The sequence below is a fragment of the Streptomyces mesophilus genome, from assembly GCF_040300965.1.
GTDB classification, from domain to species: Bacteria; Actinomycetota; Actinomycetes; order Streptomycetales; family Streptomycetaceae; genus Streptomyces; species Streptomyces mesophilus_A.
Map to the genome: position 1 here is coordinate 23,384 of NZ_JBEPEW010000007.1, position 14,461 is coordinate 37,844.

Below are 14,461 nucleotides of genomic sequence, written 5' to 3' on the forward strand. Positions count from 1 at the left end.
TGTGGTGCCGGGTGCCGGGTGCCGGGTGCCGGATGCGGGGAGCGTGGCGTAGGCCACGCTCCCCGCATCCGCGACAGGCTCAGCCCTGAGTCGGCACCAGCCCTCGGATCAGACGCTCCAAGCGGGTGGTGCGCGGCTTCGCCGGCGCCTCGGCCACCGCACGCGGCAGTGCCTGGTCCACGCCGTGCACCACGGACAGATGGCGGTCGGCGCGGCTGAAGGCCGTGTAGACCCAGGGCCGGGTCAGTGACGCGGCAGCGTCCCCCGGCAGTACCGCCACCACCGCGGGCCAGCGGTGGCCGACGGCCTGGTGTGCGGTCAACGCCCAGGCGTGCCGGACGAGTTCGTCGACCTTGTCCTTCGGGACGGTGAACTTGATGCCCGCGCACTCCAGCTGAAGGCCCGCCGCCTCGGCGCCCACCACACGGCCCGTCACCGTACGGCCGGGAGCCGGCGCGTAGGCGATACGGTCGCCCGGGTCGAAGCCGCCGAAGCGGCCGGGCCCGGGGTTGAGCCGCTCCTTGAGCGCCGAGTTGAGCGCACGCGTACCCACGGGGCCGCCGTGCGCCACCGTGATCACCTGGGTGTGGTCGGCGGGGATCGAGAAGGCGCGCGGGATGGAGTCCGCGACCAGCTGGACCGTACGGTGCACGGCCTCGCCCGGGTCGCGGACCGGAACGATGACCACTTCCTTGTCCGGAGCCTCGACCTGGTTCAGTTCGCCGATGGTGATGCCGGAGGTCAGCTCGCCGATCGGCCCCTCGTCCGGGGTGCGCGAGGTGATCTGGGGGCAGACGCGCGCGGCGAGCAGGTCGGCGAAGACCCGGCCCGCGCCCGCGGACCACAGCACGGTGGGGTCGCCGCTGAGGACGAGCCGCGCGCCGTCGGGGAGTGATTCGGCGAGCATGGCCGCCGTCTCGACGTCCAGCTGCGGTGCGTCAAGGACCACCAACAGGTCGAGGGCCAGGGCGCCTTCACCGTCCCGGCCGGGGCCTTCGGCGCCGGAAAGGAGGCCCGCCACGGTGACCGCGGCCTCGGGCAGCGTCCCGGCAAGCCGGCGGCGCCCGTCCGTGGTGTGGGCCGCCGCGCAGGCCCGCAGGCCCAGTTCGGTTGCGGCGCTCACGAGCGCCGCGGCTTCGGTGCGTGCGGCTTCGCCGCCGGTGTGCAGCACCAGGCCGTGCCCGGCCACGGCCCGGATCAGCTCGGCCGCCGATCCCCGTACGGACGATGCGGCGCTCTCCCAGTCGGCGAGGTCCGAACCCTCTTCCTTGGCCAGCGAGTTCACCACACGGGCCAGCGCATCGGCGAGGCTCTCCTCGGCCAGTGCGTACCGTTCGAGCCCGAACAGCACCCGCATCGGACGCTCGACCGGCTCCTCGTCCTCGTCCTGCTGCTCCTGAGCCCTGGGCTGCTGAGCCCCGGCCTGCTGGGGTCCGCCCTCGTCCAAGGCGTCCTGGAAGACGAGGACTTCACCCTCCGCCACGGCCAGCTCGACCGCGGCATCCGGGTCGGGGACGGCGCGCTGGGCGAGGGCCGCCTTGAGCGGGCCGGCGTCGAGCGCGGTGTGCCCGGCGACCGCGGCCTGCTCCAGGAGCCACCCGGTCAGGGCGCGGCCCCTGCGTTCATCGTCCGGGCGGCATTCGTCGCCGAGCAGAGCGCGTGCGAATCCGTCGGCGTGGTCCGGGCGCACTCCGCCGACCCGCAGCAACTGCCAGGGGTCCTCGCGCAGTTGGTGCTCGGCGCCTTCCCCGAGCTCCGCGACCGCCCGTTCGGCGAGGGACTCGGGGGCCCCGCCCTCGGTCAGCACGGCCCGTACCGCCGCGACCTCCTCGGCCTGGGGAGCCCTCACCGCGGCGGGGGCCGCGGGTGCGGGTGCGGGCCTGGGCTGCTCGGTGGCCGGACGACGGGGCGCGGGCGGCTCGCTGAAGGTGCGGGGCACCGGCTTCTCGCCGCTTTCCACCGCCCGTACGGCCGCGAGCAGATCCGCGGCGGTACCGCTGAGCTTGCCGCCCGCGGCGATCGGTCCGTCCTTCTCGGCCTTGCGCTTCTCGATGCGCTCCCGGAGCTCTCGCTGCGCCGCCAACTCGGCCTCGGCTTCCGACGGCCCGTCAGCGGCATCCGCGGACACCTCCGCGGCAACGCCCCCGTCGGCCGCCTCTCCGTCAGCTGTCTCTCCGTCAGCTGTCTCCGCGTCAGCCGCCTCCCCGTCAGCCGCCTCCGCGTCACCGGACACCTCCGAACCGGCGGGCACCTGCGAACCGGCGGCGTCCGAGGCACCCTCCACGTCCGGAGCACCCTCAACGCCCGTGGTGCCCTCGGCCTCCGGCTCCTCGCCGGTCCGCGGCTCCTCGTCGGTCCGCGTTTCCTCCGCGGCTGCGGACTCCGTACTCACAGCGTGCTCCAGTCCTGATCGGGATAGCGGTGCACGGGCGCCGACACATCGTCGAGCGCCTGGCAGATCTCGTCAGGAAGACTAAGCGCCTCCACTGACAATGCGGCGGTGAGCTGCTGCGCCGTGCGCGCCCCCACGATCGGCGCGGCCACTCCGGGTCTGTCGCGCACCCACGCGAGCGCCACTTGAAGCGGTGTCGCGGCGAGCCCGTCGGCCGCCGTCGCCACCGCGTCCACGATCCGCGAGGCGGCCTCGTCCAGATACGGCGCGACGAAAGGCGCCATGTGGTCGGAACCGCCCCGCGAATCGGCCGGCGTCGAGTGCCGGTACTTCCCGGTCAGCACCCCGCGCCCGAGCGGCGACGAGGGCAGCAGCCCGACCCCCAGGTCGAGCGCGGCCGGCAGCACCTCGCGCTCGATGCCCCGCTGCAGCAGCGAGTACTCCATCTGCGTGCTGGCCAGGCGGGTGCGCACCCCCGGCACCGCCAACTGCCAGGTCGCGGCCTTCGCCAGCTGCCAGCCGCTGAAGTTGGACACCCCCGCATAGCGCGCACGCCCGCTCGCCACCGCTATGTCCAGCGCCTGGAGCGTTTCCTCGAGCGGGGTCTCGGGATCGAACGCGTGCACCTGCCAGACGTCCACATAGTCCGTGCCGAGCCGCTGCAGCGAGGCGTCGAGGGCGGCGAGCAGATGGCCACGCGAACCGTCGAAGCGCCGGTCCGGATCCGGCACGCTGCCGGCCTTGGTCGCGATCACCAGGTCACGGCGCGGCACGAGCCCTTCGATCAGCCGCCCGAGCACGTACTCGGCATCCCCGTCCCCGTACACGTCCGCGGTGTCGACGAGCGTGCCGCCGGCCTCCCAGAAGACCTTCAACAGGTCGGCGGCGTCATGCTCGTCGCTGTCACGGCCCCATGTCAGGGTGCCGAGCCCGATCCGGGATACGCGCAGGCCGGTACGGCCGAGATGCCTCTGCTCCATGGGCGCTGAGATTACTGGCCGAGAAGCGTCCCGTGGGAGCCTGTGGATAACCCGGGTCCCAGCCGTACCGCGCCCTTGTGGACAGCCCGGGCCCCGGCCGTACCTCGGCCCTTGTGGAAGCCCGGACGCCGGCCGTACCGCGCCCTTGCCCCCTCGGCCCCTGCCGCAATCCGCCCCCACCCGCTAGGCTCCCGACCACACAGTCTGTTACTGATCAGTAAGGGGTGCGGCCGATGCGACTCGGGATCAACCTGGGCTACTGGGGCGCCGGAATGGACGCGGACAACCTGGCCGTCGCCAGGGAGGCCGACAAGCTCGGCTACTCGGTCTGCTGGGCCGCCGAGGCCTACGGCTCGGACGCGGCGACGGTCCTGTCCTGGGTCGCGGCACAGACCGAACGGATCGACATCGGCTCCGCCATCTTCCAGATCCCGGCCCGCCAGCCCGCGATGACCGCGATGACGGCCGCGACGCTCGACTCGCTGTCCGGCGGCCGCTTCCGCCTCGGCCTCGGCGTCTCGGGCCCGCAGGTCTCCGAGGGCTGGTACGGCGTCAAGTTCGACAAGCCGCTGGCCCGTACCCGCGAATACGTGGAGATCGTCCGCAAGGCGATGAGCCGCGAGCGCCTCAGCTACGAAGGCGAGCACTGGACGCTGCCGCTGCCCGGCGGCCCGGGCAAGCCGATCAAGCTGACCGTGCACCCGGCCCGCGAGCACATCCCCGTATACATCGCGGCGATCGGCCCCAAGAACCTGGAGCAGACCGGCGAGATCGCCGAGGGCGCCCTGCTGATCTTCCCGTCCGCCGAGCACATCGAGGACACCGCGCTCCAGTACATCCGGGCCGGCCGCCAGAAGGCGGGCCTGGCGATGGACGGCTTCGACGTCTGCCCGACGCTGCCGCTCGCCCTCGGCGACGACAGCAACGTCAGCGCGCTCGCCGACACCTTCCGTCCGTACACCGCGCTGTATGTGGGCGGCATGGGCAGCCGCAAGCAGAACTTCTACAACCAGCTCGCCCAGCGCATGGGATACGAGAAGGAAGCCGCCGAGATCCAGGACAAGTACCTGTCCGGCGACAAGGAGGGCGCCGCGGCCGCCGTACCGCAGCAGCTGATCGACTCGACCGCGCTGCTCGGTTCCGTGGACCGGATCGCCGACCGGATGCAGGCCTATGCCGCGGCCGGGGTGACGACGCTGACGCTGGCTCCCGCGGGCTTCACGCTCGACGAGCGGCTTGCGGCGCTGCGGGCCGGTGTGGAAGCGGTGGAGCGCGCCGGTCTGGCGTAACGCGCGCCAAAGAATTTCTGCGGCCGTGGTGGGGGCTCGGGGGGTCTTCCCCGCCACGGCCGTCACGGAGAACAACGCGCCAAAGACAGGACGGTTACGGCTGTCCACCGCCAGATGGATGCAAACCGCACACGAGCCGGAATACGTCTTTCAGCGCAGTTGTCCGACACAACTGTTGCCTGGCACCTCGCACCGCATTTGACTCGTTCTTTGCGGAACCCTGCAGATCGCTGCGTGGAGGTGCCAGTCATGCTTTCGGCCAAGAGCCTGTTCACGGAGATCCTCGACAACGACGAGTCCTTCCGGCTGTTCTGTTCCATCGCCGCGAGCGGGGAGTCCCAGGGCGGCTGGGAGAACGCGCGCATCGCGGCGCTCGTACCGGAGAGCCAGCGCGAACTCGCGCCCAAGATCACCCGGCATGGCGCGGACGAGGACAAGCACGGGCGGATCTTCAACGCCCTGCTGAAGAAGCGCGGCCTCGAACCGTGCGAGATCCCGCACGAGACCGACTACACGATGCTGCTCGAGAAGAACGGCATCGGGCTCGCGCACGAGCAGCTCAAGGGCGACCAGCCGCTCGGTGAGCAGGACATCATCACGTATCTCGCGCACAGCAGGGTCACCGAGCAGCGCGCCTCCGAGCAGATGGACATGCTGCGCAAGTACTTCGGCGACCACCCCGACATCGGCCGCGCCGTCAAGATGATCTCCAACGACGAGGACAACCATCTCGCGTACTGCCACGAGGAGTTGCTGCGCTTCGCGTACGCCGGGCACGGCCGTGACATCCAGCGGATCCTGCGCGAGTGCGCCCACGCGGAGATCCGTATCTACCGCGATGTGAGCCTCGCCGTCATGGACCACATGGGCCGCATCCTCGGCTGGCCCAAGGCCAAGGCCGGGACGCTCGCCGCGGGCATCCACGCCGTGTACGCGTACGAACGGGCCGGCGGCTGGCGGCGGATGGTGTCCCTCAAGATGCCCGAGCGGCGCAACGCGCTCGGCGGTCCCGCGGCCTCGGCCCCCGAATTCGCCTGACCCGGGGGCGGTTCACAGCCAGCCGCGCCGCTTGAAGGTGCGGTACAGGCCGTACACCGCCCCCGCCATCACCAGTACGGCGCCCGGGTAGCCCCACCACTGGTCGAGCTCCGGCATGTGCGTGAAGTTCATGCCGTAGACACCGGCGACCATGGTCGGCACCGCGGCCATGGCGGCCCAGGCGGAGATCTTGCGCATGTCGTCGTTCTGCCGCACGCCCGTCTGCGCCAGATGCGCCGAGAGGATGTCCGAGCACAGCCGGTCGAGCGACTCCACGCCCTCGTTGGCGCGCGTCAGATGGTCGTTCACATCGCGGAAGAACAGCCGTGAGTGCTCGTCCACGAACGGCACGCCCGCGCCCGTCAGCCGGAGCATCGGTGTCGTCAACGGCACGGTGGCACGGCGGAATTCGAGGATCTGCCGCTTGAAGTTGTAGATCCGCGCGGCGAGCGTCCTGGTGTCGGTGGTGCCGGGCGCGAAGACCTCCTCCTCCAGGGTCTCCAGGTCCAGATGGAGCTCGCCGGCCACGTCCAGGTAGTGGTCCACGACGGCGTCGCTCACCGCGTAGAGCACGGCGGTGGGCCCGTGCTGCAACACCTCGGGCTGCTCCTCGAGCCGGCTGCGCACGACCCCGAGCGGAGCACTCTCACCGTGCCGCACGGTCACCACGAAGGAGTCGCCGACGAAGAGCATCAGCTCCTCGGAGGTCACCTCGTCGCGCTGGACGTCGTACGCGATGGGCTTGAGCACCACGAACAGCGAATCGTCGTACACCTCGAGCTTGGGCCGCTGATGTGCCTTGAGCGCGTCCTCCACGGCCAGCGGATGCAGCCCGAACTCGGAGCTGACGAGGGCGAACTCCTCCTCGGTCGGCTCGTGCATCCCCAGCCAGAGGAAGGCGTCCCCGCTCGCGCGCGCCTCGTCCAGGGCATCGGAGAAGTCCTCCGGCCCCTTGGTCCGGCGGCCTTCCCGGTAGATGGCGCAGTCCACGATCACGGAGGGCATCTTTCCTGGATACGGCGGAGCATGCATTCTGTGCGGTGCTTTCGGGCGCCTACCCTGGCCGCATGCCCACCTTGATTCTCGTGCGTCACGGACGGTCCACCGCCAATACCGAGGGGGTGCTCGCCGGGCGGATGCCCGGGGTCGCGCTCGACGAGCGGGGCAGGGCGCAGGCCGACGGGCTGCCCGGGCGGCTGGACGGGGTGCCGCTCGCGCTGGCCGTGAGCAGTCCGCTGCAGCGGTGCCGGGAGACGGTCGCGCCGCTGCTCTCCGCACGGGACGGGCTCGAACTGCACGAGGACGAGCGGATCGTCGAGTGCGACTACGGGGACTGGTCGGGGCGCAAGCTGGCCGAGCTCGCCGGTGAGCCGCTGATGGAGGTCGTGCAGCAGCATCCGACAGCAGCCGCCTTCCCCGGCGGGGAGTCCATGCGCGAGATGCAGCACCGGGCCGCGGAGGCGGTACGGGAATGGAATGCGCGGGTGGAACGGGACTTCGGGCCGCAGGCGGCGTATGTGATGTGCTCGCACGGCGACATCATCAAGTCCCTTGTGGCGGACGCCCTCGGCCTCCATCTGGACCTGTTCCAGCGCATCTCCGTCGAGCCCTGCTCAGTTACCGTGATCCGCTACACGCGGCTGCGGCCCTTCCTCGTACGCCTGGGAGACACCGGGGACTTGAGCTCCCTGGCGCCGCCCGCCGAGCCTTCCGGGCCCGACCGGTCGGAGGCCAGAGTGGGGGGAGATGCGGGCGCACCGTGATCGTCGGCCGCAGTAGGGTGGCACCGTTCCGCGTACAAGCTTCCATGTCCATAGACGCCGATCGCAGGGAGAGGCAGAGTCCGTGACCCGTCAGGTGTTCCTGTACGACCCGCCGGAGCGCTTCGTGGCCGGCACGGTGGGTCTGCCCGGACGCCGTACGTTCTTCCTGCAGGCCTCGGCCGGTGGCCGGGTGACCAGCGTGGCGCTGGAGAAGACCCAGGTGGCGGCGCTGGCCGAGCGGATGGACGAGCTGCTCGACGAGGTCGTACGGCGCAGCGGCGGCAGCGCTCCGGTCCCCGCGGTCGCACCCTCCGAGAACGCCGACACCGCACCGCTCGACGCCCCCGTCGAGGAGGAGTTCCGGGTCGGCACCATGGCGCTGGCCTGGGACGGTGACGCCGAGCGCATGATCGTCGAGGCGCAGGCCCTGGTCGAGCTGGACGCCGAGACCGAGGACGATCTCGCCGCTGCCGAGGAACAGCTCCTCCAGGACGAGGAGAACGGCCCGCCGATGCTGCGGGTCCGCCTCAGCGGTGCGCAGGCGCGGGCCTTCGCCAAGCGCGCCCTTGACGTGGTGAACGCGGGCCGCCCGCCGTGCCCGCTGTGCTCTTTGCCGCTCGATCCGGAAGGACACGTATGTCCGCGCCAGAACGGATACCGCCGCGGGGCGTGAGCTCCTTTGGGCTTTCCACCGAGCTCCTCACCCACGGCGAGCTGACCGTGCGCGGCCGGATCCGTGAGGCGTCCAACGCGGTGCTGCTCTGCGATCTCTCGTACGAGGGCGAGTCGGCCGCGTGCGTCTACAAGCCGGTCGCCGGGGAGCGCCCTCTGTGGGATTTCCCGGACGGCACGCTCGCCGAGCGCGAGGTCGCCGCGTACGAGGTCTCCGAGGCGACCGGCTGGGGCCTTGTGCCGCCGACCGTGCTGCGCGAGGGCCCCTACGGCACGGGCATGTGCCAGCTGTGGATCGACGCCCCGGAGGAGCCCGGGCCCGAGCTGCTCGCGCTGGTCGACGCGGAGGAGCCGGGGGAGGGCTGGAAGGCGGTGGCCTTCGCCGAGGTCGGTGAGGGACGTCAGGCGCTTCTGGTGCACGCGGACGACGAGCGGCTGCGGCGGCTCGCGGTCCTGGACGCGGTGATCAACAACGCCGACCGCAAGGGCGGGCATCTCCTCGCCGCGCCTGAGGGGCGGCTGTACGGAATCGACCACGGGGTCACGTTCAACACCGAGAACAAGCTGCGGACCCTGCTGTGGGGCTGGGCGGGGGAGCCGCTGCCCTCGTGGGCGCTGACCGTGCTGACCGGCCTCGCGTCCTCGCTCGCGCCCGACGGGCCGCTGTCCGCACGCCTGGCCGAGCTCCTCACCCCGGCCGAGGTCGACGCGACCCGCGCGCGGGTCTGGGCCCTGCTGCGCTCGGGCGTGCACCCGGTCCCGGAGGGGGAGTGGCCCGCCATCCCTTGGCCGCCGATCTAGCCCTCCGGCAAACCCGGCCGTTCCCGCAAACCCAGCCCGTCCCCGCAAACCCAGCCCGGCCGGGCAAACCCAGCCCGGCCGGGCAACCCGGCCCGTCCGCAAACCCAGCCCGCCGGCGTTTGAGGCGGTCTCTCTCAGCCCCTGCGGCGCTTGAGCAGATCCGAACGAAGTTCGGATGCGGGGCCCCGGGGGCGAGCCCCCGAAAGCGCAAGACCGCGGATCCGGTCAAGATCGAGGACCGGTTCGGACAGGGAACACCCCTCCGGTTACGCTCAAGGAATGCATGCCTGGCCCGCTTCCGAGGTCCCCGCCCTGCCCGGCAAGGGCCGCGACCTCAGGATTCACGACACCGCGACCGGAGGGCTCATCCCCCTCGACCCCGGTCCCGTCGCCCGTATCTACGTCTGCGGCATCACGCCGTACGACGCGACCCACATGGGTCACGCGGCGACCTACAACGCGTTCGACCTCGTGCAGCGCGTGTGGCTCGACACGAAGCGGCAAGTCATCTACGTGCAGAACGTGACGGATGTCGACGACCCGCTGCTCGAGCGCGCGCTGCGCGACGGCGAGGACTGGGTCGGGCTCGCGGAGCGCGAGACCGCGCTGTTCCGCGAGGACATGACCGCGCTGCGGATGCTTCCGCCGCAGCACTACATCGGTGCGGTCGAGGCCATACCCGGCATCGTTCCGCTCGTGGAACGGCTGCGGGACATGGGCGCGGCCTATGAGCTCGAAGGCGACATCTACTTCTCGGTCGAATCCGACGACAACTTCGGCAAGGTCTCGAACCTCGACGCAGCCGCCATGAAGCTGCTCTCCGCCGAACGCGGCGGCGACCCCGAGCGGCCCGGCAAGAAGAACCCGCTCGACCCGATGCTGTGGATGGCCGCCCGCGAGGGCGAGCCGAGCTGGGACGGCGGTTCGCTCGGCGCCGGACGGCCCGGCTGGCACATCGAGTGCGTGGCCATCGCGCTCGACCACCTCGGCATGGGCTTCGACGTCCAGGGCGGCGGCTCCGACCTGGCCTTCCCGCACCACGAGATGGGCGCCTCGCACGCACAGGTGCTGACCGGCGAGTTCCCCATGGCCAAGGCGTATGTGCACGCCGGCATGGTCGGCCTGAACGGCGCGAAGATGTCCAAGTCCAAGGGCAACCTCGTGTTCGTCAGCACGCTGCGCCGCGACGGTGTGGACCCCGCGGCCATCCGGCTCGCGCTGCTCTCGCACCACTACCGGGCCGACTGGGAGTGGACCGACCAGGTGCTCGCCGACGCCGTGGCCCGCCTCGGCCGCTGGCGCGCGGCCGTCTCGCGCCCCGACGGACCGGCCGCCGAGGCACTCGTCGAGGAGATCCGCGAGGCCCTGTCGAACGACCTCGACGCCCCCTCCGCGCTCGAGGCCGTGGACCGCTGGGCCGAGCTGCAGAGCTCGACCGGCGGTACGGACGAGGGTGCGCCGGGGCTCGTATCGCGGGCCGTGGACGCGCTGTTGGGCGTGGCTCTCTAGGCGGTACCGAGAACCGCAGATCCACGAGGAAGGCCGCTTCGGAAAGTCCAGAAGCGGCCTTTCTCAGTCCATGGTGGCGCCTGTGCGCAGCTGCTACACACGCGCCATGAGATCTCCAAAGTGGTTCAGGGGAACGGCAGTTGCCGCCCTGTTGGGGTTGTTCGCAGTGCTCGCCGGGCCCGGCGGCGGGCAGACCGTGCAGGCCGAGCCCGCGGACACCACCGTCGGCGACATCACCGGCTTCGAGGCCGACGGGGCCGTCTACCGCCTGGCCGCAGGAGCCGCCGAGGCCCGCGTCTCCTTCGTGACGGCCGAGACCTTCCGTATCGAACTCGCGCCGGACGGAAGGTTCACCGACCCCACCGGCACCGACATCGTCCTGCCGCAGGGCACCCCGCCCGCCACCAAGTGGCGCGACAGGGGTGACCGCTACGAGCTCTCCACGTCCCAAGTCACCTTGCGCGCCTACAAGAAGCCCCTGCGCTTCGCCCTGCACCGGGCCGACGGCAGCCAGGTCTGGGCGGAGACCAAGGGGCTCACCTGGAACGGCGAGCGCACCACGCAGAGCCTCGCGCGCGGCGCCGACGAGCAGTACTACGGCGCCGGAATGCAGAACGGCCGCGGCAACACCTCGCACCGCGGCAGGGCCGTCGAGGTCGGCGTCGACTACAACTGGGAGGACGGGGGCCACCCCAACTCCGTCCCGTTCTACCTGTCTTCGTCGGGATACGGCGTCTACCGCAACACGTACGCCCCGAACACGTACTCCTTCGCCGACCCCGTCACGGCCTCGGCGAAGGAACAGCGCTTCGACGCCTACTACTTCACCGGCGAGGGCGCGGACGGTGCGAAGGACGTCATCGGCTCCTACACCCGGCTGACCGGGAAGCCGTTCCTGCCGCCGATCTACGGTCTGGAGATCGGCGACGCCGACTGCTATCTGCACAACGCCAACCGCGGCGAACGGCACACCCTCGACGCCCTGAAGGTGGCCGACGGCTATCTCGAGCACGACATGCCGAACGGCTGGATGCTCGTCAACGACGGCTACGGCTGCGGCTACGAGAACCTCGCCGAGACCGCCGACGGCCTGCAGGACCGCAAGATGCAGCTCGGCCTGTGGACCGAGGACGGTATCGACAAGCTCGCCGACCAGGTGAAGGCCGGACAGCGGGTGGCCAAGCTGGACGTCGCCTGGGTGGGCGAGGGCTACAAGTTCGCCCTCGACGGCTGCAAGGACGCGTACAAGGGCATCGAGGACCACAGCGATGCCCGCGGTTTCACCTGGGCACCCGAGAGCTGGTCGGGCGCGCAGCGCTGCGGTGTGCAGTGGTCCGGCGACCAGTCGGGCAGCTGGGAGAACATCCGCTTCCAGATCCCGACGTACGCCGGTGCCACCATGTCGGGTCTCGCCTACACCACGGGAGACGTGGACGGGATCTTCGGTGGCAGCCCCAAGACGTACACGCGTGATCTGCAGTGGAAGGCCTTCCTGCCGGCCCTCATGACGATGGACGGCTGGGCCGCGAGCGACAAGCAGCCCTTCCGGTACGGGGAGCCGTACACCTCGATCAACCGCAAGTACCTCAAGCTCAAGGAGTCCTTGCTGCCCTACATGTACTCGTACGCGCACGAGGCCACGAGGACCGGCGTGGGGCCGGTCCGGCCGCTCGCGCTGGAGTACCCGGGGGATCCGAAGGCCGGGACGGACGCGGCCAAGTACGAGTTCCTGACCGGTGAGGACTTCCTCGTCGCACCCGTGTACCAGGACTCCACCGTGCGTGACGGCATCTATCTGCCGAAGGGAACCTGGATCGACTACTGGAGCGGGCGTGTGCACCAGGGCCCGGTCACGCTGGACGGCTACAGCGCGCCGCTGGACACGCTGCCGCTGTTCGTACGGGCCGGGGCCTCGGTTCCGATGTGGCCCGGCATCCGCTCGTATCAGGACCGCACGGCCGATTCGCCGCTCGCCTGGGATGTCTATCCGCAGGGCAGGTCCTCCTTCACGCTGTACGAGGACGACGGCGTGACGCGGGAGCACCGCGCCGGGAAGTACGCCACCCAGCGCGCGGAGGTCGACGCCCCGCGCCAGGGCGCCGGTGAGGTGTCCGTGCGGATCGGGGCGAGCGAGGGCGAGTTCGGCGGAAAGCAGCGCAGCCGCCCGTACCGCTTCACCGTGCACACCGGGGACGCGCCGAGCCGAGTGGAGCTCGACGACCGCGGGCTGCCGCGGCTGGCGTCGAAAGCCGCGTTCGACACGGCGGCCGAGGGCTGGTGGTACGACCGGGACGACCGCGGTGGCGTGGTCCAGGTCAAGACCGCGAAGCTGCGGACCGACCGGGCCTTCGAGCTCGAACTCGAGGACACCAGCGCGGTCGGCGGTGCGGTGCCCGGCGCCCAGGCCGCTCTCGCGGCGCCTGTGGAACAGGAGTTGGGTGCCGGGGTGGCCGGCAAGGTGTCCGTCGACGTCACGGCGGGCAGCCGGGACGCGACCGGGGTCCAGGTGGGCATCGAGGCGCCGGAGGGCTGGCAGGTGACCTCCGCACCGGTCGTCGACCGCATTCCCGCCGGCACGACCCGCCGGGTCGAGGTGGCCGTCACCCCGGACAAGGACGCGCGGCCCGGCGAGGCCTCGCTGACCGCCACCGCCCGCTACCGGGCGGCGGGCCAGGACCGCACCTCCGTACAGCGGTTCGCCGTGGCCGTGATGCCCCCGCCGCCGACCGCCGACGCCTGGGCGAGCGATCTGCCGTGGCTCAAGTCCACCAACGGCTGGGGCCCGCCGGAACGCGACCGCAGCAACGGCGAGTCCGGCGCCGAGGACGGCCGGGCGCTGACGCTGGCCGGGACCACGTACGAGAAGGGCATCGGCGCGCACGCCGACTCGGATATCGAGGTCTATCTCGGCGGCCGCTGCTCCAAGCTGACCGCCGACGTCGGCATCGACGACGAGATCAACGGCTATGGCGAGGTGGCCTTCTCGGTCGAGGCGGACGGCAAGGTCCTGTGGACCTCGCCGAAGGTGACCGGGGCTTCGGCGGCCGTGCCGGTGGACGTGGACCTGGCCGGCGCACGCCATGTCCATCTGCGGATCACGGATACGAACGGATCCAAGAGCGGTGATCACGGGGACTGGGCGGCGGCCAGGTTGCACTGCGCGTAGCGCCCGCGGGCCGGCACGACACGGTGCAGGGCGGGAAGCGCTTCCCGCCCTGCACCTCTGCGCGTACGTGGCCTACTTGTTGACCACGATCGCCTGGATCTGGTTCGGCGACTGGCTGTCGAAGAAACCGAGCACCTGGTGGCCCGCGATGAACGCGCGCTGCACCACGTCCTGGATCACCTGGCTGGGGTTGTGCAGCTCACGCCAGACGTTGTCGACCAGGAGGAACAGGATCGGCGGCTGGCCGGGGAGCGCGTCCACGACATCCCAGTAGCGGGTGGCGACGCCGCTCTGGATCGCCTGCGCCCCGATCTGGCCGGTCTGGCCCATCTGCTGCCCCATCTGCTGGAGCAGCTGCTGGATGTTCGGCTGCTGGCCGAGCTGCTGGAGCTGCTGCTGCAGCTGCGGCGGCATCTGCTGCTGGCCGGGCTGGCCGAACTGCCCGTACGGGGAGGACTGCTGGCCGAACCCCTGCTGGCCGTAACCCTGCTGGTTCTGCTGCTGCGGGGGCGCCGTGCTGGGTCCCTGCTGCTGCCCGAACTGCTGCTGGCCGTACTGCTGAGGGTTGAACTGCCCCTGGCCGTACCCCTGCTGGGGCTGCTGCCCGAAGCCTTGCTGCCCGTACCCCTGCTGGGGCTGCTGCCCGAACTGGCCGTACGGCGCCGACTGCTGGCCGAAGCCCTGCTGGCTCTGCTGCTGCGGGAACTGCTGCTGCTGTTGCTGCTGCGGAATCTGCTGCTGTCCGAACTGACCTTGCTGACTCATCTGCGGGGTGGTGCTCATGCGGGTGCCACCTTCCCTCGGTGATGGAGTGCGGTGATCGATGGATGTCGTCGGTGGATGCCGTTGTT

General features: G+C 71.0%; 11 protein-coding genes. 7 read left to right on the forward strand and 4 right to left on the reverse strand.

Annotated elements, in window-relative coordinates:
• Nucleotides 1–79 precede the first annotated feature (79 nt).
• Nucleotides 80–2,392 (reverse strand): helix-hairpin-helix domain-containing protein, encoded by a 2,313-nt coding sequence (locus tag ABT367_RS04485; protein ID WP_434975397.1) that lies wholly within the window; start codon nucleotides 2,390–2,392, stop codon nucleotides 80–82.
• Nucleotides 2,389–3,372, reverse strand: coding sequence for an aldo/keto reductase (locus ABT367_RS04490; RefSeq protein WP_352249496.1), 984 nt, complete (start codon nucleotides 3,370–3,372; stop codon nucleotides 2,389–2,391). The genes ABT367_RS04485 and ABT367_RS04490 overlap by 4 nt, the downstream gene beginning before the upstream one ends.
• A gap of 233 nt (nucleotides 3,373–3,605) precedes the next feature.
• Here ABT367_RS04490 and ABT367_RS04495 point away from each other — a divergent pair, with 233 nt between their 5' ends.
• The gene (locus ABT367_RS04495; protein WP_352249498.1) at nucleotides 3,606–4,661 is read left to right on the forward strand and encodes an LLM class F420-dependent oxidoreductase; all 1,056 of its coding nucleotides are present in this window, start codon (nucleotides 3,606–3,608) and stop codon (nucleotides 4,659–4,661) included.
• A gap of 249 nt (nucleotides 4,662–4,910) precedes the next feature.
• Complete coding sequence (locus ABT367_RS04500) at nucleotides 4,911–5,699, forward strand: ferritin-like domain-containing protein (RefSeq protein WP_352249500.1); 789 nt, start codon at nucleotides 4,911–4,913, stop codon at nucleotides 5,697–5,699.
• A 12-nt stretch (nucleotides 5,700–5,711) separates the two neighbouring features.
• Here ABT367_RS04500 and corA read toward each other — a convergent pair whose 3' ends face one another.
• Nucleotides 5,712–6,704, reverse strand: a complete 993-nt coding sequence (gene corA / locus ABT367_RS04505) for a magnesium/cobalt transporter CorA (protein WP_352249502.1) — start codon at nucleotides 6,702–6,704, stop codon at nucleotides 5,712–5,714.
• Between the two features lie 62 nt (nucleotides 6,705–6,766).
• Between corA and ABT367_RS04510 the strand changes: the two genes are divergently transcribed.
• From ABT367_RS04510 to ABT367_RS04530, 5 genes are all read left to right on the forward strand, one after another.
• Nucleotides 6,767–7,462: a histidine phosphatase family protein gene (locus ABT367_RS04510; RefSeq protein WP_352249504.1), complete on the forward strand. Its 696-nt coding sequence runs from the start codon at nucleotides 6,767–6,769 to the stop codon at nucleotides 7,460–7,462.
• An 82-nt stretch (nucleotides 7,463–7,544) separates the two neighbouring features.
• Nucleotides 7,545–8,135: a DUF3090 domain-containing protein gene (locus ABT367_RS04515; RefSeq protein WP_352249506.1), complete on the forward strand. Its 591-nt coding sequence runs from the start codon at nucleotides 7,545–7,547 to the stop codon at nucleotides 8,133–8,135.
• Nucleotides 8,099–8,935, forward strand: a complete 837-nt coding sequence (locus tag ABT367_RS04520) for an SCO1664 family protein (RefSeq protein WP_352249508.1) — start codon at nucleotides 8,099–8,101, stop codon at nucleotides 8,933–8,935. Before ABT367_RS04515 ends, ABT367_RS04520 begins: the two co-directional genes overlap by 37 nt.
• A gap of 279 nt (nucleotides 8,936–9,214) precedes the next feature.
• Nucleotides 9,215–10,444: a cysteine--1-D-myo-inosityl 2-amino-2-deoxy-alpha-D-glucopyranoside ligase gene (mshC, locus tag ABT367_RS04525; protein ID WP_352249510.1), complete on the forward strand. Its 1,230-nt coding sequence runs from the start codon at nucleotides 9,215–9,217 to the stop codon at nucleotides 10,442–10,444.
• 106 nt (nucleotides 10,445–10,550) lie between these two features.
• On the forward strand, nucleotides 10,551–13,610 hold the full coding sequence (locus ABT367_RS04530; protein WP_352249512.1) for an NPCBM/NEW2 domain-containing protein: 3,060 nt from the start codon (nucleotides 10,551–10,553) through the stop codon (nucleotides 13,608–13,610).
• A 72-nt stretch (nucleotides 13,611–13,682) separates the two neighbouring features.
• Here ABT367_RS04530 and ABT367_RS04535 read toward each other — a convergent pair whose 3' ends face one another.
• Nucleotides 13,683–14,393: a hypothetical protein gene (locus ABT367_RS04535; RefSeq protein ID WP_352249514.1), complete on the reverse strand. Its 711-nt coding sequence runs from the start codon at nucleotides 14,391–14,393 to the stop codon at nucleotides 13,683–13,685.
• Nucleotides 14,394–14,461 lie beyond the last annotated feature (68 nt).